Origin of the sequence: Pseudoalteromonas piscicida (assembly GCF_000238315.3) — a bacterium.
GTDB lineage: Bacteria > Pseudomonadota > Gammaproteobacteria > Enterobacterales > Alteromonadaceae > Pseudoalteromonas > Pseudoalteromonas piscicida.
In genome coordinates, this window is sequence record NZ_CP011925.1 from 185,713 (window position 1) to 203,984 (window position 18,272).

18 protein-coding genes are annotated in these 18,272 nt (G+C 42.1%); 13 read left to right on the plus strand and 5 right to left on the minus strand.

What is annotated here, in order from left to right; all coding sequences use genetic code 11:
- Nucleotide 1: 1 nt before the first annotated feature.
- On the minus strand, nt 2–793 hold the full coding sequence (locus tag PPIS_RS20290) for a MipA/OmpV family protein (protein ID WP_010375655.1): 792 nt from the start codon (nt 791–793) through the stop codon (nt 2–4).
- A gap of 246 nt (nt 794–1,039) precedes the next feature.
- Between PPIS_RS20290 and PPIS_RS20295 the strand changes: the two genes are divergently transcribed.
- Nucleotides 1,040–2,197, plus strand: coding sequence for a serine hydrolase domain-containing protein (locus PPIS_RS20295; protein ID WP_010375656.1), 1,158 nt, complete (start codon nt 1,040–1,042; stop codon nt 2,195–2,197).
- Between the two features lie 46 nt (nt 2,198–2,243).
- Here the strand turns inward: PPIS_RS20295 and PPIS_RS20300 are convergent, their stop codons facing one another.
- Nucleotides 2,244–5,279, minus strand: a complete 3,036-nt coding sequence (locus tag PPIS_RS20300; RefSeq protein ID WP_010375657.1) for a TonB-dependent receptor domain-containing protein — start codon at nt 5,277–5,279, stop codon at nt 2,244–2,246.
- A gap of 338 nt (nt 5,280–5,617) precedes the next feature.
- Here PPIS_RS20300 and PPIS_RS25515 point away from each other — a divergent pair, with 338 nt between their 5' ends.
- From PPIS_RS25515 to PPIS_RS20315, 4 genes are all read left to right on the plus strand, one after another.
- Nucleotides 5,618–5,827: a winged helix-turn-helix domain-containing protein gene (locus tag PPIS_RS25515; protein ID WP_010375658.1), complete on the plus strand. Its 210-nt coding sequence runs from the start codon at nt 5,618–5,620 to the stop codon at nt 5,825–5,827.
- On the plus strand, nt 5,791–7,686 hold the full coding sequence (locus PPIS_RS20305; RefSeq protein WP_010375660.1) for a PD40 domain-containing protein: 1,896 nt from the start codon (nt 5,791–5,793) through the stop codon (nt 7,684–7,686). Before PPIS_RS25515 ends, PPIS_RS20305 begins: the two co-directional genes overlap by 37 nt.
- A 119-nt stretch (nt 7,687–7,805) precedes the next feature.
- Nucleotides 7,806–8,279, plus strand: a complete 474-nt coding sequence (locus tag PPIS_RS20310) for a peroxiredoxin (protein ID WP_010375661.1) — start codon at nt 7,806–7,808, stop codon at nt 8,277–8,279.
- 154 nt (nt 8,280–8,433) lie between these two features.
- Complete coding sequence (locus tag PPIS_RS20315; RefSeq protein ID WP_010375663.1) at nt 8,434–9,264, plus strand: phytanoyl-CoA dioxygenase family protein; 831 nt, start codon at nt 8,434–8,436, stop codon at nt 9,262–9,264.
- 63 nt (nt 9,265–9,327) lie between these two features.
- Here PPIS_RS20315 and PPIS_RS20320 read toward each other — a convergent pair whose 3' ends face one another.
- Both PPIS_RS20320 and PPIS_RS20325 read right to left on the minus strand, forming a co-directional pair.
- Nucleotides 9,328–9,768, minus strand: a complete 441-nt coding sequence (locus PPIS_RS20320; RefSeq protein WP_010375665.1) for a GNAT family N-acetyltransferase — start codon at nt 9,766–9,768, stop codon at nt 9,328–9,330.
- 161 nt (nt 9,769–9,929) lie between these two features.
- The gene (locus tag PPIS_RS20325) at nt 9,930–12,674 is read right to left on the minus strand and encodes a methyl-accepting chemotaxis protein (protein WP_036958049.1); all 2,745 of its coding nucleotides are present in this window, start codon (nt 12,672–12,674) and stop codon (nt 9,930–9,932) included.
- 197 nt (nt 12,675–12,871) lie between these two features.
- On the opposite strand from PPIS_RS20325, the gene PPIS_RS20330 reads away from it, so the two are divergent.
- Nucleotides 12,872–13,597, plus strand: coding sequence for a YebC/PmpR family DNA-binding transcriptional regulator (locus PPIS_RS20330; RefSeq protein ID WP_010375669.1), 726 nt, complete (start codon nt 12,872–12,874; stop codon nt 13,595–13,597).
- A gap of 60 nt (nt 13,598–13,657) precedes the next feature.
- Here the strand turns inward: PPIS_RS20330 and PPIS_RS20335 are convergent, their stop codons facing one another.
- The gene (locus PPIS_RS20335) at nt 13,658–14,470 is read right to left on the minus strand and encodes a hypothetical protein (RefSeq protein WP_010375672.1); all 813 of its coding nucleotides are present in this window, start codon (nt 14,468–14,470) and stop codon (nt 13,658–13,660) included.
- A gap of 178 nt (nt 14,471–14,648) precedes the next feature.
- On the opposite strand from PPIS_RS20335, the gene PPIS_RS20340 reads away from it, so the two are divergent.
- The 7 genes from PPIS_RS20340 to PPIS_RS20370 all read left to right on the plus strand — a co-directional run bounded on the left by PPIS_RS20340 (nt 14,649) and on the right by PPIS_RS20370 (nt 18,216).
- Complete coding sequence (locus PPIS_RS20340) at nt 14,649–15,575, plus strand: hypothetical protein (protein ID WP_010375674.1); 927 nt, start codon at nt 14,649–14,651, stop codon at nt 15,573–15,575.
- 121 nt (nt 15,576–15,696) lie between these two features.
- Nucleotides 15,697–16,158, plus strand: coding sequence for a GNAT family N-acetyltransferase (locus tag PPIS_RS20345; protein ID WP_010375675.1), 462 nt, complete (start codon nt 15,697–15,699; stop codon nt 16,156–16,158).
- Nucleotides 16,148–16,519 carry an SH3 domain-containing protein gene (locus tag PPIS_RS20350; protein ID WP_010375677.1) on the plus strand — a complete coding sequence of 124 codons (372 nt, stop codon included), beginning with the start codon at nt 16,148–16,150 and terminating at the stop codon, nt 16,517–16,519. The genes PPIS_RS20345 and PPIS_RS20350 overlap by 11 nt, the downstream gene beginning before the upstream one ends.
- Before the next feature lie 161 nt (nt 16,520–16,680).
- On the plus strand, nt 16,681–16,932 hold the full coding sequence (locus PPIS_RS25765; RefSeq protein WP_081629157.1) for a hypothetical protein: 252 nt from the start codon (nt 16,681–16,683) through the stop codon (nt 16,930–16,932).
- A 473-nt stretch (nt 16,933–17,405) separates the two neighbouring features.
- Nucleotides 17,406–17,627 (plus strand): EF-hand domain-containing protein, encoded by a 222-nt coding sequence (locus PPIS_RS20360; protein ID WP_010375679.1) that lies wholly within the window; start codon nt 17,406–17,408, stop codon nt 17,625–17,627.
- Nucleotides 17,628–17,685: 58 nt separating this feature from the next.
- Nucleotides 17,686–17,907 carry an EF-hand domain-containing protein gene (locus PPIS_RS20365; RefSeq protein ID WP_010375680.1) on the plus strand — a complete coding sequence of 74 codons (222 nt, stop codon included), beginning with the start codon at nt 17,686–17,688 and terminating at the stop codon, nt 17,905–17,907.
- Nucleotides 17,908–17,994: 87 nt separating this feature from the next.
- On the plus strand, nt 17,995–18,216 hold the full coding sequence (locus tag PPIS_RS20370; protein ID WP_010375681.1) for an EF-hand domain-containing protein: 222 nt from the start codon (nt 17,995–17,997) through the stop codon (nt 18,214–18,216).
- The last annotated feature ends 56 nt before the right edge of the window (nt 18,217–18,272 follow it).

An 18,272-nucleotide genomic window follows, 5' to 3' on the forward strand; every position in this document is an offset into this window, starting at 1 on the left:
CTTAAAATACGTAGCTAAGTGACAAGCCAATGCTTTCACCATGCTCAATTCTATCGTTAAAACTGACAATTGCTTTAGTGATAGGACTATCCATAATACCTGATGCATATTTGGTGTAGCTGACGTGGCCATCGACTATCCAATTTTCTGTTAAAGCGCGTGAAAATCCGAGCTTTACCCCAAGATTAGCCCCGCCTTTGGCATCGTATTCTTTAAATGGAGCACCACCGTAGTAATAATCTAACATGGCCGAGTTTCGGTATTGTGCACCGACTGCGCTATAAAAGTGCCAGTTTTTGTATTGCCAAGGTTTAGAGATCCATAATGAAGCGTATCTACCATCTGAATAATCTGAGTTAATCACTTTTGGTGCAACAATAGTTCTAATTTGTAAGCCAAATACATTCCCTGTAGCTCTTACCCCAAGATAAGACGAAGTGTTTAGCTCATAGCGAGTCCCGCCAAAACGGTAATTTATTCGCCCATGAGCGGTTGAGAGTAGGGCATCAAATTCCCAATTTTCTGTTTTATAAAACTGATAACCGAGTGCAAGTGCTGGGTCAAACTTCTCAGCGCGGCCTGGAAACTCGATAAATAGACCGTTACTAAAATAGTACGCACCATGTACAGTGGGCGAAAGCGAGGTCTCGGCATTATTGTAAATATCGCTGTTGTAATTTATCCCGTAACCAATTGCCAAATAGCCGTGACCTTCTTTTTTTGCGTCAGTGCTTTTGGCCTGCGCTGCACTTGCGGCCATAAGCACGGCTGCAATCAATAAATGTGTTTTCATAGCAATTTCTATTAGTTATTAATTTGCTAGTTACTGTAGTGAGTGTAAGCGAGTATAGCTGTATCGACTTTCTGCAAGTTGTATCGAATTGTATCCAGCTTGTTCTGGCTTTCCATAATGGTCTGACATTATGCATGAAAATAAAGGAAGTCGTTACTGTTTGATACATTTTGAAAAAGTCAGAGACAGCATGGCATGCATACCTTAGTTATTGTTTTATCACTTAAACTAAACGAGGTATTTCTCATGAGAACACTAAAACTGGTCACATTATTGTGTGGTGGACTGTCGTTATTTGGCTGTAATGATAGTCAGCCGACGTCGAATGATAACCCGAACCCTGTCTCTCCTTCTGTTGCGGTAGTTGATTTTCAAGGAATGCTTGAACAAAGTGTTGAAGCGGGTATTCCTGGTATTGTGCTTTATATCGATTCACCTTCAATTCAATTTCAAGGTGCTGCAGGGTTAGCAGATAAAGAAAATACGATACCCATGACCACGGACGCTAGGATCCCAAATGGCAGTGCGGGGAAAAAAGTAACAGCGCTCTTAATGGCGATGTTGCATGAACAACAGTTATTAGATCTAGATGCACCGATAAGTGATTATTTGTCTGACGAACTTTTACAACAGATAGAAAACGGTGACGAAATGTATGTTCGGCAGTTACTCAATCATACGGCTGGATTATATGATTATCTCAATGATGCTAACGGTGAATTTTTTGCTGCAGTATTACAACAGCCAGACTTAATAAAAACGGACAGCTTTGCACTGCAGTTTGCCCTCAATCAAGACGCCAATTTCAAACCCGGAGCTGCGTGGAAATATTCTAATACCGGGTATTTATTGGCGGGCCTAATTATGGATAAAGTTTTGGGGGAGCATCACTCAAAGGCGATGCGTGAGTATATCTTTGAACCATTTGGCTTAAGTAGTATGAGTTATGGAGGAATCGAAAAGGCGTTTGGTGAAATTGCATCAGGGTACTTTGTTGATGATGAGGGCAATGAAATTAATACGCAGCCTTACTATGCCAATATTGGTGTGGCTGATGCACCGATTGTATCGACGGCTAAGGACCTTGGTGACTTATTTAAAATCATAATAACGAGCCCAGATATTCCCGCTAAGGTGCGTGAGCAATTGCTGGGCGAATCTGTATGGGTGGATACTGATGTCATCGGACAGCAATACAGCATGGGTATCTTTAGCGAGCACGTCGGAAATAAACCGGTTTATCATCATAACGGTGCTGAGATTGGGTACGCGACGTTAAATTGGTATCTGCCGTCAGAAAACATGGTTATGAGCGCAATTATTAATTGCCAAGGCTACAATCAATGCAATACAGAGATTGATAAAATCTCAGATAAGTTACGCGATACACTTTTTGGTTTGTAAAGATAAGGGGCTACTCAGTGGTAGCCCCTCAAGTCAATGCAGAAGTCTAAAACTGGTATTTTGCTCCAATAAACGCAAAACGTCCTACACCTGAGCCATAGGCACTATCAAAGTTACCTGAGCCGCCGACGATAAACGGACCTTTTTCATCAAATAGGTTATTCACACCACCATAAACAGAGAGAGTGCGGTTATCGCCTAGCTCCATGCTGTAGTTTACCGTTAAACTATGAGTTGTAACTGATGGCAGCGCACCTTGCCAGAGCGGCTCTGGATCTGCGATACAGCTTGTCTCACCAGCTGTACAGCGTTCGTTATTTTTGGCGATTGCAGCTTGCCAGTCTTCATATCTCGAACGGCTGGCTTCCACTGCGCCTTTATATTTTGTGCTCCAGCGTACACGCCAATCATTCTTATACCAAGTCAGTGAAATAGCGCCTTTGTCTTCAAAGATATCGGTGTTGAGGTAGCCTTCATAAAGGTCTTCGTATTGCCCGTCAGGCCCCGTACTGGTAATTGAATATTCAATTACGTGCGTCCAATCGGCTTTTACCTTAAAACTACCGTAATCGCTAGCGTCAAACACGTACTCTAGTGCGATATCGTAACCTTTAGTGCGGATCTCATCCGTGTTGATGACTCGTTGATTGACTTCATAAATCTGCCCTTCTTCATCGCGTTTAATATCACGACAAAACTCGTTATTGTCACCGAATTCCATAGACGAAGCGTAACAGAACTTAATGATGTCTTCGTTAGCAAGTGAGCTTACCGCATCATCAATTTGAATATCGTAGTAATCTAGCGCAATTCTAAAATCCGGTGCAAAGGAAGGCGCTAAAGATAAACCAAAGGTGATGGTATCTGCGGTTTCCTCAAACAGCTCGCTATTTCCTGAGTTGGGTGAGTAGCCGTTATTTTCGTCTTTAAAAGTACCTTCAGTGGCAATAGCGGCTTGTATTCCCGCATCTTTACGGCAATTATCGTGGCCTGCACCTGTTGACGTTGCAGTAACACTATCACAGATATCATCAAAGCTATTATAGTCGCCACGAGGTGGTGACATAAGTTCGGTGATTGTCGGTGCTCTCATGGCTCGAGCCCAGTTTGCACGAATGGAATAACCTTCGATTGGCTCATAAATAAAGCCAGCCTTGTAACTTTGGATTAGTCCCGTATTTGCCCAGCTGTAATCTGCGATACGAGCAGAGACCTCGGCGCTAAGCGATTTTGCCATTGGTGCGTCTTTTAATAGCGGTAATGATAATTCACCGAAGATTTCACGAACACTTACATCGCCTTCAAATGTGGGCACATAGTTAAACGTTACGCCACCATTTGGCACGTTGGTCGATACGCTCTGTGTATCTTTTCTGTATTCAAAACCAAAAGCTGAAGCAACGGCGCCTGCTGGGAGTTCAAATAAATCACCAGTAACAAATCCAGATACCGTTACCTGATCAATATCCGTTGTAATGGAAGGATTGGCGCGAATATAGTCTGCCGCCTCAGGTGTGATTGAGCCTTCACCGAATAAATTAATTGGTACACAGCCTTGGCTACGTGCTTGCTCATCTTTACACTGAATCGTACCATCAGCAAGGCGCTCAGCATTTAGCGCCTGTTTAACTCGCGCAACGTAGATTTCGTTACTGCGGGTTTGTTCTTGCTTAAATTTGCCGTAGCCAACAGAAACATCCCACTCCCAGTCATCCCAAATATAACCGCGTAGACCACCCCATGTTCTGATTGTTGTTCTTTCATTGCTGTTGACGATATTACCAACTTCAGAAAACAGCCTATCCCATTTTACGCCTTTTGAGCTTGCCTCAGCTCGAATTGCTTCTGGCATATATGGATTATCATAAGGGATACGGCCCATGCAGTCGGAGCCAAATTGATTGCTGTTTGGGTCATAGGTCACAATCGCATCGCACTCATCTTCGCTTTCTGGCGATTTAACATTGCGAGAGGTATTACGGCTATATTGCAGTTGGAAGTATGCTTCTGTACCTGAGTCAAACTCGTACTCTGTTTTAACTGCCGCTGAGAGATCTTTGTCAGGCACCTTTAACATTGTAAATTGGTTGAAATCGATACCGTGAAGTTCTTCTTGCCAATCGTCACGTAAGGTGGTGCCGTCGTACCAAAAGCCGGAGTTAGGTTTGGCACTGCTTGATTCATCAAATACACCACCGGGAATTGAGTCGCTTAAACTTGTCCACTGTGATTTATCAATATCTCTCATGCAGTGATAGGCACTTTTTGTATCAGGGTCGTAGTTGGCAGTGAGCATCACGTTGCACATACGGTCGGTATCGTAGTCCCAGCTATCTTGCTGCTGAGCACGCTTTCTATCCCAGTAGCTTAGTCCCTTTTCTTCGTCGTAAGTAGCACTGACAAATAAGTAGCCTTTACCATTATCGTAAGTCGTACCGTAATCAGCATTTACCGTATATTCACGAGCGCCGCCTTCGGTACTTTCACCACCACGAGCACTAAATGTAGCCCCTTCTTGATCTTGCTGAGTTATGATGTTCACAACACCTGCAACTGCATCGGAGCCATAAGCCGCTGACGCACCACCGGTAATGATTTCAACTCGCTCAACCATACCTTTAGGGATGGTTGATAGGCTCACATAGTTGCCTGAATAGCTGTTTGATACCACTCTTCGGCCATCAATTAACGTTAATGTCCGACTAACTCCTAGCTCACGTAAGTCGATAGTTGAAAGCCCAGTATTTTGCACGCTGCTTTGTGAGTTACCATTCCCTGTACCCTCACTGACCTGAGGCATTTCTTCAAAAAGAATATCTGAAAGCGAACCGAAGCCTGCATCATTGAGAGACTCAGCCCCCATAGTGGCGATAGGAGTAGGTACCGAAAAGCTATCACGCTTGATGCGAGAACCGGTGATGACGATTTTTTCTAGTGCTTTATCTTCACCTTGCGTTTTAACTACCGAACTACTTTGTTCAACCTGTTGACGGTCGATTTGTTGCTCTTCTGCAGTTGCTGTATTGCTACATGCGAGCGCAATAGACAGGGCGAGTAATTTAATATTATTGTTAGGTGACACGGGAGTCCCTCTTTTAATTTCTGATTGTTGTTTATTTATTAGATAGTTAGGGCTTGTTGAAAGAAGTACATACCTCATTGTTTTGACTAAGCAAAAAAGCACTGCACCTCATTTTAGCCATTGTGACCGTCACTATGATTCATGCAACGAATTGGACATCTATTCTTTGACGTTTTTAACTCTATTTAATATCTATTCTAAAATAAGTATATAATTCAATTTGTTAAATCTTATTTCTTGAGGTGTTGCATTGTTGCCATGATGTTTGTCGCGTTACTTTTGTCTTTTGGTCGCTAATTTAGGTATGATTTACAACGTATTTACTCATGGTTATAAAAATGCAGCACAGTGCGACTTATCAGTTATTAGATGTCAATATTGATCCGGTTGGGCATATTTTGTCCAGTGCCGGGCAGGAGTGTTGTGTCCAACCTAAATTTATCGAAGTGTTGACAGTATTGGCGCTTGCTTACCCAAGCGTGGTTACTCGAGAAGAAATCATTGAGCAGGTTTGGGGGGGAACTTATTTGTTGGAGAGAAAGCGCTAACTAATGCAATTTGGCATCTTCGCAAAACTTTTAAAACCCTACTTGCAAGTAACGAGGAAGAAAGCAGCACCGCTGATTTTGAGGTGATCGAAACCATAAGAAAGTCTGGATATAGACTAAAAGCTCAGCCAACCTTCATCGATATCCAGGCTACTCCCAGTAAGCCTGACGAGCAGAATTTACCTTTCAAGCTCAAAGTGGCAGGGGTAGTAGCTACATTATTCATTCTACTGAGTGTTTTTATATACTTCTTAGTTGAACAGTCAAGCCATCAACTCGAAAGTGTGACGGATTACCCAGGACGTGAGCTTTTTCCTAGTGTTTCCCCGAATGAGCAATACCTAGCGTTTGCTTGGCGAAAATTTGGCAGTCATGCAGGACTATATTTAAAAAATCTAAAACGTCCAGATGAACCTCTTGAAGTATTAGTCGATGGTCCTGGAAATGTCTCGGTATCAGTGTGGGGGCGAGACAATCGTACGCTCTTTTATATAGAAAAGCGCTCAGAAGTATGTACGATTAAGTCACTGGATATAGTGACCAAAACACAATCAGATATAGCTAGCTGTATTTCAGATACGACCACTACCTTAAGCTATTCAGCTGAAAAAAACCTCCTTGGGTTTATCGCAAAGCAAGGCCCTACGGATCCTCCAAAAGTAACCTTGCTAAATTTAAACGATAAAACAGCGGCAGAGTTAGGCTGTGAGCTAGATTGTGACGGGAGTGGGCTTGAAAGTATTGCGCTTTCTCCCGATGCCAAGCAAATCGCGATTAGTCGCAACTTGCCGAACGGACTTGAAAATCTCTATTTGAAAAATCTGGATACCGGGAAGGAAGTTAAAATATTAAGTGGACATGATGACCTGCGAGGCGTGAGTTGGCATCCCAATGATGATTATTTGGTTGTGTCAATGATTGAACATGGCGCACGTCGCGCGTATAAACTTTCACTTGAAGGTAAAGTATTGGGGACATTGCTGTTTGACGGGTTAAGTTATCCAAGCTTTAGTCAATCAGGGCGTTTATATTTTCATGACTGGAACATTAATACTTCTATTATGAAACTTGACCTAAACGCGCAGGTCACCAGTTCACCCTTTCCATTACTACAATCACAAACTAGCTTCCGTTATCCCAGTTATTCACCTGTTTCGGAGCGTTTACTCTTTGTGTCTAACCAATCAGGGTTTGATGAAGTTTGGGTGTCTAATTTGGAAGGTGATCAGCGAATACAACTGACAGAGCTTGGGTTACAAGCAATGCACCCTGCATGGTCACCTGATGGCACTAAAGTGATTTTTACCACAAAGTCACATCAAGGAAGCCAACTTCAACTTTTGGATATGGCCACTAAACAAGTAACGCAACTAAAAACTGGGCTAAAGTATCACGGTAAACCCAGTTGGTCTCAAGACGGTAGCTCAATTTATATTTCTGATGACAATAATGTATTTCGCATTTTTCTTGATTCAAAAACCGCTCCAGTGAAGTTAACTACTGGCACCACCGCACTTGAACATGAAGGGATGTTGTACGTATATAAAAGCGAGACACAAGAAATGTGGCGTATCGATTTGGCAACTGGGGTCGATACGCTGTTATTTGAAAATGCACACTTGGCTTCGAGCGCAAGCTGGTCAGTGTCCGATGCGGGACTTTACTATTTGTATGTTCGTCATGGAGACTTCCGCATTAGTTATTTTGACTTTGCCAGTAAAGCGCATAAAGATATTATCCGAGTTCCAGAACGTAGCTTTAGCCGAAGTCGCGGGCTTGTATATATAGCAGAAAAACAATGGCTGCTATTTACCGGTTACGAAATCCCACAAGTAGATATAAAACGAATCGAAATGTAGTCATGAGTCACAATTTCTCGACTATCATAACCACAGGTTTGGATAAGAAATTAGCTATCCCAAGCTCAGGTTATATAACAAACTCAAGGCAATTAGCCCTTAGATGAAGGATTTAAACAATGATTGAAGTTGGACAAAAATTACCACAAGCCGAATTGAGCGAACTTACCGCTGACGGCATGGTTAATCACGAAGTAACAGCGTTGTTCGCTGGCAAGAAGGTAGTGCTTTTTGCGGTTCCCGGTGCCTTCACGCCAACTTGCTCTGCATCTCATTTACCCGGTTTTGTCGTGAATGCAGATAAACTTGCTCAAAAAGGTGTTGATATCATCGCATGTGTATCGGTAAACGATGCTTTTGTAATGAAAGCTTGGGGTGATGCACAAAACGCAGAAACAATTATGATGCTTGGAGACGGTGATGCGAGCTTTACCAAAGCGCTAGGACTTGAAATGGATACCGGTTCATTTGGCGGTGTACGTTCGCAGCGTTACGCTATGATTATTGAAGATGGCATCGTGACAACACTCAATGTGGAACAACCTAAGCAATTTGAAGTTAGTAAAGCAGAAGCTATTTTAGGTGCTCTATGACTGTAAAATTCAATGACCTGAAGTTCAGGTAAATAATACCAGTTCGCTTTGAATGGCCTAAAGGTGCGCTTGTCTGAGCGAATTGGTATGAAAAAGAACGACTATTTTTAAGCCACTGATAAGAGGTGATAAATATGCACTCTGATTGGGCTAAATGCCTCTTAGCTTTTATAAAGCCGCATGGGGGTTAATTTATTTACTGGAATTTTCCGACAATGTCAGAGGTCAATATGTGATGGTAAAATCAGCCCATGAATTTGACGAGTGTGGCTACGTTATAAAACACAATTTTATACCGTCCGGCGAACTTAACAAAATAAAGCAAGTCGTTTTAGCGTTTCATCATGCGTGGCGGGCTGACAATAATGACTTTTATCAAAACAGAGCAGTAAATTCTGCCTACCTTACTGCACCAAAGTACCTAGGCGAACAGCAACGGCTTGTCCTTTTTCAATTCATTGCCTCTACTCCTCTGGTGTCTCTAGCCACATCCATATTTTCGGGTGAGTTTAGGTTTATGAATACTCAGCTATTTTTTAACCCAGTGAACATCACTCAACTCAATTATTGGCACCGAGATCCGCAATACCATTTAACCATCGAAGAGCAAAAACAAGCGTTGTTGTCGGGGCCCGAAGTGGTTCATTTTCGGTTAGCACTGGAAGATGAGCCCGGAATAGAATTGATCCCAGGTACTCACACGCGTTGGGACACAGTGCAAGAGTTAAACGTGAGGTTAGAGCAGGCAGGGCATCATAATCATGAAAGTCTGTCAGAAGGTAAAACTATTCCACTGAAAGCGGGTGATCTTCTCGCTTTCTCAGCCAATATGATACATCGCGGTATTTATGGCAAAAATAGGTTGGCACTTGATATATTATTTTGTGAGAGTGACCCCAAACTCACTCAGTATATTAATCAAGAGTGTTTACCTGAGAGAGAAATGCTGACGTTACTTGACGCAACACATGTTTTTCACCATTAAGTAGTTTATTTCGAGGTAAGTAAAGCTCAACACGATTAGCTCCTGTTGAGCTTAAAATATGAATTAATTAGATTCTATAAGTCGCATTCGCAGGATTGGAAAAGGCTTTCCCATATCGTCAGTTGGTGAGCGTTCATATACCTTAAAACCTTTTGCTTCATAAAAGCCGATGGCTTCTGGGTTTTGCTCATTGACATCAACAAACTGCACATTTTGTGTTTCAAGTGCAAAGTGAAGCAGCTCAGTTCCGACACCTTGTCCTCTGCTTTTCGCGAGTACAAACAACATTTCGATCTTTCGGTCATGTACACCAATAAAACCGACAATATCCGCGTCGCTATTTTTTACACAGTGCAGCGTAACGTTTGGAAACGCCTGTTCAATAATAATAGGTTTAAAATAAGCGATATCCGCCTCAGTGATAAAATCATGAGTGGCTCGCACAGAGTCTTCCCAAACAGCCAGTAGTTCCTGGTAATCGCTTGGTGTAACTGGACTTATCATCATTTTTCCTTTTGCCTAATAAAACAGTCCAAATGGGGTAAAACGATAAACAAAAGGAAGATTAGCCAGCCGGACGAGCATAACATACCCGATGCATTAAAGGTACAACGGGTATTGCGGTAAATTACTTGTATGTGGTTGTATAGATTGTGCGTCCTTAACTATTCATCTAGTTGAAAAAATGCAACTTGATCGGTAAGTAGTTTGGCTTGATTTTCCATATTTCTACCTGAACGAGATGTTGTTTCAACCAGAGTAACGTTCTGCTGAGTAATATTATCCATTTGCGCGATGGTGGTGGAAACCGCAGCTATCCCTTCAGCTTGCTCTTTCCCAGCGTTATCTATGTCAGCCACCATTTTGCTCACCTCGGCAATTGATTGCATTAGCTCATCGAAAGTAGTGCCAGACTCGTATACAAGTTTGCTGCCTTGCGCCACAGCATCAACGCTATTTTTGATCAATGCTTTGATTTCACGAGCCGCTGATGCGCTACGTTGAGCAAGGTTTCTCACCTCTCCGGCAACCACGGCAAATCCGCGTCCAGCCTCACCAGCCCGCGCTGCTTCAACGGAAGCATTGAGGGCTAAGAGGTTGGTTTGGAAAGCGATTTCGTCAATGACGCTGATAATGTCAGAGATTTTCGTGCTGTAAGATTCGATTTTACCTACTGCGGTAATGGCATCATCAATCGATGCTTTACCCGAGTGTGCTTTTTCTCTAACAATAGTCGCTTTCTCTGCGGCATTGCTCGCGCTACTCGCATTCTTTTTAACCGTAGCGGTAAGCTCTTCCATAGTGGCGGCGGTTTCTTCCAAGCTCGCCGCTTGATTTTCAATGCGGCTATTGAGTTCTTCGTTGTTATTCGCGATTTGTTTAGCCACATCAAACACTTGCTCTGCACCGCTGTTTATGGTGTTAACTAAGTCGCTTAATTTATCGAATAAGCCGTTCATTACTTGTTGCAGCACCGAGAACTCGCCACCTATGTGGTGGGTGATCCTATGTCTTAAATCACCTTGTTCCATTGCCAAGATTGCATCTTTAATATGTTCAACCGCTTGTTTTTGTTCTGTGATATCCGTTGCATATTTAACGACTTTAAAGGGACGGCCTTGTTGATCGAGGATAGGGTTATAAGACGCCTGGATCCATACCTCTCGACCTTGTTTTGCCAATCTTAAGTATTGCCCTGAGTCGAACTCACCTCGATTGAGCTTTTGCCAAAATTGCTGGTATTCAGAACTAGTGGCTTGTTCGTGTGTAGCAAAAATACGGTAATGTTTACCTTTGATTTCGTCAAGTGAGTACCCCATCGTATCTAGGAATGACTCGTTGGCCCATAAAATAGTACCATCCATTGCAAACTCAATGACGGCTTGTGATTTACGAATGGCTTGAAGCTGACCATCAAAATCAGCAGCAATGGCTTTTTGTTCGGTAATATCTGTCGCAAATTTCACGACTTTTAGCGGTTTCCCTTGCTCATCTAAAATTGGGTTGTAGGTGGCATGAATCCAAATTTCTTTGTCACCTTTCCCTCTGCGTTGAAACTCGCCTGTTTCAAATTGGCCTTGTTTTAAACGCTGCCAGAATGTTTTGTATTCACTGCTTTGCGCGTAAAAGCTGTCGACGAACATGCTGTGATGCTTGCCAATGATTTCTTCTTTCTTGTAGCCCATGACAGACAGGAAGTTTTCATTTGCTTTTAAAATATTACCTTGCAAATCAAACTCGATAACGGCTTGCGAGCGGTTGATGGCTTTGAGTTGTCCGGCAAAGTCGAAAGACGCCAGTTTTGCTTGAGTAATATCCGAGGCATATTTGACGATTTTGCCTAACTGGCCATTTTCGTCATAGATGGGAGTATAGGTTGCTTGGATCCACAGAGTGTTTCCTGATTTGGTTAGGCGTTTAAACTCACCTGATTGATGCTTACCTTGTCGTAAAGCATGCCAAAAGTCTTGATATTCGCTGCTCTCAGCGTCTTCTTGTGCCACAAATAGTCGATGGTGTTGGCCTTGTATTTCACTTAATGTGTAACCAACCGCATTTAAAAATAGCGTGTTTGCAGTCTTTATGTTGCCGTAAGGGTCAAACTCAATAACGGCTTGAGTTTGTTTGATGGCATCAACTTGCCCTTGAAAATCAGCAGCTTTTGATTTTTGTGCGGTGATATCTGAGGCATATTTTACGACTTTAATGGGCCTATTCTGTTCGTCAAAAATAGGATTGTAAGTGGCTTGGATCCATATCGTTTTGCCTGATTTTGTTTGCCTTGCGAATTCACCTTCAAAAAATTCGCCATTGTTTAGGCGTTGCCAAAATGCTTGATACTCCTCACTGGCTGCGTAGTCATCCTTAACAAACAGACTGTGATGCTTGCCTTGTATTTCCTCTAGGCTGTAACCCATGACAGACAAAAAGTTGTCATTCGCGCTCAGTACTTTACCGTGCATGTCGAATTCGATAATCGCAAAGGACGCTGATAAAGCTTGTAAATTTGCACTCATGTTGGCAATGGTTGTGAGGTAATCACTGATGTCAGTCGCAATAACTAAAATTCTGCCTTCTTGAGCACGTGATAGCTCCAGTAACAACTTCTTCGGTTTGTGGTCATTCGCAGTATTGAGAGAGAGCGCTATCTTTACATGTGCTTGGTGCTCAAGTTGAGCGAGCCCACGCTTAAGTGCGGCGGCATCGGTTGAGGTGTGACATATAAAAGCGAGAGATTTCAGCTCGTGGGTAACTGGGTATCCGAGTAAGCGGGTAAAGGCTTGACTAACCTGAAAAATATCTGTTTGATAATCTACTTCTAAGTAAGGGGTGTTTGCCTTAAAGTGTTGAAATAGCGCTGTATCTTGTCCATCTTGCTTCTTTGCTTTTCCCAAACCAAACGTGATCATATATAAGCCACCCGTAGCGTTAAATTTTAACAATATTAACTATAGTAAAGTTGCTTAGGTCCGCCACAAAATAGCCGCAAAACAAACATATAATTGTGTGACTTAAAGCAAATTACCATCACGGATAATAAGGGTATAGCCGTAACTCAAATGTCTTGGTAAAATCTTCGCCAATTTTTATAAAAACGAGCATTAAGATGGGCAGAGCATTTGAAGTCCGCAAAAACGCCATGGCAAAAACGGCGGCGGCAAAAACAAAAGTAAACTCAAAATACGGAAAAGAGATTTACGTTGTTGCTAAAAATGGCGGCGCAGATCCTGAAACGAACTTGTCACTACGTCGATTAATCGACAAGGCAAAGAAAGATCAAGTTCCTGCACACGTTATTGATAAAGCAATCGAAAAAGCGGCAGGCGGTGCAGGTGAAGATTACACGCCTGCGCGTTACGAGGGTTACGGTCCAGGCAACAGCATGATCATCGTTGACTGTTTAACAGACAACATGAACCGTACTATCAAAGATGTTCGCTTACCGTTTACCAAAACTGGTTCAAACTTAGGTAACCCAGGTTGTGTGGCGCATATGTTTGACCACTTTGCAATCTTAGGATTTGCAGGTGATGACGACGAGTCAGTTTTGGAAGCGCTAATGATGGCTGATGTTGATGTTACTGACGTAGAAGTTGAAGACGGCCAAGTTTCTGTTTTCGCACCTCACACTGAATACTTCAAGGCGAAAACTGCACTGACAGAAGCGTTTGAGGGGATCACGTTTGAGGTAGACGAAATCACTTGGGTGCCGCAAACTCACGTAGAAATCGAAGATCCAGAAGCAATCGAGACATTCGAAAAGCTAATCAACATGCTTGAAGATGTGGATGACGTACAAAACGTTTACCACAATGCGATTGTCAAAAGATAAGTTGCTTATCGATATAGCGCACAAATAGTTAAGGCCGACATCGTTCGGCCTTTTTATTGTCTATGCCTTGGGTGTAGCAACATTAGTTTTTATCATGGCAATAGGAAACAATAATAGTAGCGTTTGCGAGCCAATATAGATGACCCAATTAACGTGCCTTGCAATAGGAAAGTAGCCATCCCCTTGGTTTGCGAACAGCCAAAATTGACCGATAATAGCATCCGCTAGCATTGCTAGAATAAAGCCGCTGGCAACTGCGTAGTTGGTTTTTTCGTTGAGTTTAAGGTTTTGAATCATAAGCCAAAAACCAAAAACACCGAGCAAGGTCACTAATAAGCTATAACTTGCGCTCAACAGCAGGGAGTATTGGCTTATCGTTGGTAGGTACATCATTTTATAGCTAAGCGACGATAACGCAATAGACACCACAACCAATACGGTCGCGGTTGCTAATGTTAATGCAAATTCTCGCCTTAAAAACCGAATAAGCAGTCCGAGTAAAAGCCCATAACCAAAGGCAAAAAACCAAATAGAGTCGATCAAGTAGTCATGCTTTATGGTTTGATCTTGACGATGATAAAGCTCAAAGAGATTGAAGTTGACGATATCTCCGCCAGTACATAAGAGCAGGGCTATCCAACAGAGTTTTATGTCTTTGTGTAAAGTACTGGGACTAGTAGCCAAGCTGGTTTTACGAACATGCCACCCTAATCGCAACACAAGAAGTAGTGAGACTGATGGTAAAACCCATTGAAATAAGGCTTGGTGACTTTGCCAAAGTAGGCTGCTGCCAAGCAAAGACGTCACGGTCGCAATGCCAAGCAAAAGCAATGTGATAGGTTTATAGTGGACGGTTTGCAGTATATTATTCACAGTCATTCCTTGTTGGCAATTATGGCAAGCTGTTTAGAGGCTCGTTTTTTCACCTTATGCAAAGTGTAATAATTATCTGCGTAATTGCCTCTTGCTGTATCAATTTACAGTACAATCATTTACAGTATTTGTCTTGCAGATCTATTACATTGCTACTTTTTATAAGGGTAACTCGTTCATGTCTAATCTTAAACTCAATATAGCGCTTTCATGCTCAGTTCTTGCATTGGCTTTTTCTGGGTTTAATGTCATTCAAACCAAATTAGCAACCTCTCCTGTGGCAACGCACGTATATCAGAGCTCAGCTCAACAGCCTCACTATAATGCAACTCAGTATACGCAGAGCACTCAGATTTCAACTGATGAGTCTGAACAAGTTACTAAGTTAATGGCTCGGATCAATAAACTTGAAACGAGGTTACAGGCATTGTCGATGGAAAAGTCTGATTTACTTTCTGAGCAAGCGCCGGATGAGTTTGAGTCTTTAATCTTCTCCTTGATAGAAAAGCGTGAGCAGCAGAAAATTGACGAGATGAAAGCAGAAAACCCCATTTATGGCTTTTATGAAGACTTACCCGAAGACTACGAAATGCGGATCAAAACTGATCCTGAGTACGCAAGTCAAATCAGCAACGACTTAAAACAGAAAATTCTAAATAACAGTTTGCCGGCGGCAGAACGTTTAGCTGCAATGAGTCAGCTGCAAATGAACATGTTTATGCTAAATCGCAATGAATTAGAGCAATATGATTATCAAGCTGTAGAATCTATCCTCAATATGACGCATAACATGAGTGATGAAAAGTTGAGGCTACAGGCGCTTGAGCTTGTGTCGCGTACACCTATCGTTGATGAGCGTTTGTCACAGTCGTTTGTGAAAATGTTAGAGCAAGAGCCTAATGATTACGTGAAAAGTCTCGCAGCAGAAGGATTGATGTCACAGTACTTCCAGTCAGGCGCTGATCCAAAGCAGCAACAAAGGATCGCACAAGATTTGCTGTCTCTCTACGAAAATGCATCGGACCCTAAGGTTAAAGCCATCCTCAAAAACTTGATGGGCGATGAGCGTATGCTAGAAGAGTTAAAACGCCAGTCTAATGGTTGATGTACATTAAGGCTAACTGAGGGAGAAGCTGAGCTTTACCAAACTAGTAATAGTTGTACTTGAGTATTCAGCTTAATTATCGACTCTAGTTAATTAATACCGAAAATCAAGGAAATGATAAATGCAAATCGTTGCACTTGATGCGAGTGTTCCATCGCTTGATACATTAATAGTAGAAATTGATGCGCTGATGAACTCGCTATACCCCGCTGAAAGCAACCAGCTATCGGCATTGCAAGAGTTATGTTCACCTACTGCGCATTTTATTGGCATTATCCAGCATGGCGAGATCATTGCTTGCGGCGCAATCGTCGAAAAGCATCATGATTGTCTCTATGGTGAGTTGAAAAGACTTTATGTAAAGCCAAATCATCGCGGTCTTGGTTTATCAAAAGCAATCTTGTCCGAGTTAATCGCTTTTGCAGATAATCGTCAATATCCACTGATACGGTTAGAAACCGGAGTTAAGCAACCAGAAGCCCTCCGGTTATATGCGCAGTTTGGTTTTATCGAAAGAAAAGAATTTGGTGATTACAAATCGGATCCGCTGTCTGTCTACATGGAATTAAAACTTGGAAAATAAGCAGTTAGATATCGAATATCGAGTAATCAAGGAACATATCAATGAGTTTCCGACCCCCATCACGTTTAAACAAGGCGCCAGATTGAACGTTGGTGAAGAATATGAAGGCGAAGAGGGGTGGGACAATTGGTTTTTCTGTGAAACTGAGGGGCAAGTGTCTGGTTGGGTACCTGCTCAAGTATTTCGCTTAGTCAATCCCAAACAAGGTGTTGCATTAATGGACTATACCGCTCAGGAACTATCGGTAGTTCAAGATGAACACCTGTTGGGGCATAACCAACTCAATGGTTGGGTGTGGTGTTCAAGTAAAAAGTCTGAGCTGCAAGGTTGGGTACCGCTTCGTAATCTAACACAAATTTAGGGCCTGTTTATCTTTCAAGTTTGTTTTTGCAGCAGTTTGATTGGTATTTATACAAAGCAGAGTCTGCGTAGCATAGTTACTCTATGTGAGTCAGGCGATAAAGACTTTGTGCTTCTGCAAAGTCACCTTACCCCACATCCTTGTGGGGTAACACAGAAGAAATGCTAATCAAGCGCTGCCCTTTGGGTTCACCTGAGTGCGCTTTGTTCATTGTTGCTCAACTTTTGCCTAGATTACTAGGCGACAAGTCGAGCGTCACGACCAAAACACACTCAGGAGAACAAAAGTCAAACAGCAAAGCTCAACAGGCCCTCGTGTGTTGCTTTTTAGCAACATCTCTCTTTTTTCTCTGCTACTTTTTTAAAATACTTCTGTTTTTCGTCAGTTTCCTGCTCACTCCGTCACTTTTATAGCAATTGCTTTGGGATGAAAACCTATTTTAATGTGTTGATTTTTAATTCTTTTTATTTGTTTTCTGATTTTTTAGGAAAGATAAGGAAAAATTTTCGATATTTTTATAAAAATTTTTTCTGGCGGTTCTGCTCAATACCGAATGTGAATGATTGTCGCATGAAACTTAACCGCTTTGGGCTGCACTTACATCCTAATTTTTTAAGGTGTTGCTTTTATGCGACAGTTTAACTTATTGAAAATAAATAAGTTTTAATTTTATCTCGACATCTCCTGTTGCTAAATGGCAACAATCTCACTGAATCCATCCTTAATGAAAATTCATCTTTGTTTTTAACTTGTTGATTTTTATATTCTTTTAAACTTTGGCATCAAAGTTGGAATAGTTATCTCGAAAGCAAAAAACATTCGCTTCAACACAAACCAACGTAGAGAAGCAGAAACGACAAGTTTAGAAATATGAGAGGAACTGATTATGAAAACTTTAGCAATCGCACTATCAGCAGCTGTACTTTCTTTCGCATCAGTAGGTGCTCACGCAAACTCTGAGTTTGATAAATACGATGTTGATGGAGATGGTTACATCTCACTAGGCGAATCAAAAGCAAATCCAAATTTGATGGCGCAGTTTAAAGATCTTGACGCCGACCAAGACGGCCAATTAAGCCAGTCTGAGTTTGATAACTTTGAAGGCTAATCACAAGCCGACGACATAATAGCAAAATTTAAAAATACCCCAATTTAAGGAAAAGATTATGAAAAACGTATTAGCAGCACTATCAATCGCAGGTTTATCAATGGTTTCAGCGTCAGCACTCGCTGGTGATGACTTCGCAAAATTGGATACTGATGGCAATGGTTCAATCAGTGTAACTGAAGCGAGCGTAAGCGCGTCATTGAGCGAGCAGTTCGCGGATTTAGACGCTAATGCCGATGGCGAACTAAGCAAGTCTGAATACGCAAATTACGAAGGCTAATTTGGCACTGGATTTAATAATGAGTTAAAGAGCTGGGCCGCATGCCTAGCTCATCAGAACAAAATGACACAATTGAAGGATTAGATTATGAAAAACGTACTAGCAGCACTATCTATCGCAGGTTTATCAATGGTTTCAGCATCAGCATTTGCTGGTGGCGATTTCGAAAAACTAGATACTGATGGCAACGGTTCAATCAGCGTTACTGAAGCAAGCGTAAGCACTTCGTTAACTGAACAGTTTGCAGACTTAGACACGAACGCCGATGGCGAGCTAAGCAAATCTGAGTACGCGAACTACGAAGGTTAATTGCTAGGTGGGCTTAGCGCCCACTGCCTTTAACACCATTACGAAAACGACAGAAG

Bases quoted from the DNA above. Each gene is read 5' to 3' on its own strand.
- PPIS_RS20340 (WP_010375674.1), top strand. From the start codon at position 14,649: ATGTCTAATCTTAAACTCAATATAGCGCTTTCATGCTCAGTTCTTGCA.
- PPIS_RS20330 (WP_010375669.1), top strand. From the start codon at position 12,872: ATGGGCAGAGCATTTGAAGTCCGCAAAAACGCCATGGCAAAAACGGCG.
- PPIS_RS20365 (WP_010375680.1), top strand. From the start codon at position 17,686: ATGAAAAACGTATTAGCAGCACTATCAATCGCAGGTTTATCAATGGTT.
- PPIS_RS20320 (WP_010375665.1), bottom strand. From the start codon at position 9,768: ATGATAAGTCCAGTTACACCAAGCGATTACCAGGAACTACTGGCTGTT.
- PPIS_RS20325 (WP_036958049.1), bottom strand. From the start codon at position 12,674: ATGATCACGTTTGGTTTGGGAAAAGCAAAGAAGCAAGATGGACAAGAT.
- PPIS_RS20295 (WP_010375656.1), top strand. From the start codon at position 1,040: ATGAGAACACTAAAACTGGTCACATTATTGTGTGGTGGACTGTCGTTA.
- PPIS_RS20315 (WP_010375663.1), top strand. From the start codon at position 8,434: ATGCCTCTTAGCTTTTATAAAGCCGCATGGGGGTTAATTTATTTACTG.
- PPIS_RS25765 (WP_081629157.1), top strand. From the start codon at position 16,681: ATGCTAATCAAGCGCTGCCCTTTGGGTTCACCTGAGTGCGCTTTGTTC.
- PPIS_RS20345 (WP_010375675.1), top strand. From the start codon at position 15,697: ATGCAAATCGTTGCACTTGATGCGAGTGTTCCATCGCTTGATACATTA.
- PPIS_RS20310 (WP_010375661.1), top strand. From the start codon at position 7,806: ATGATTGAAGTTGGACAAAAATTACCACAAGCCGAATTGAGCGAACTT.
- PPIS_RS20360 (WP_010375679.1), top strand. From the start codon at position 17,406: ATGAAAACTTTAGCAATCGCACTATCAGCAGCTGTACTTTCTTTCGCA.
- PPIS_RS25515 (WP_010375658.1), top strand. From the start codon at position 5,618: ATGCAGCACAGTGCGACTTATCAGTTATTAGATGTCAATATTGATCCG.
- PPIS_RS20370 (WP_010375681.1), top strand. From the start codon at position 17,995: ATGAAAAACGTACTAGCAGCACTATCTATCGCAGGTTTATCAATGGTT.
- PPIS_RS20290 (WP_010375655.1), bottom strand. From the start codon at position 793: ATGAAAACACATTTATTGATTGCAGCCGTGCTTATGGCCGCAAGTGCA.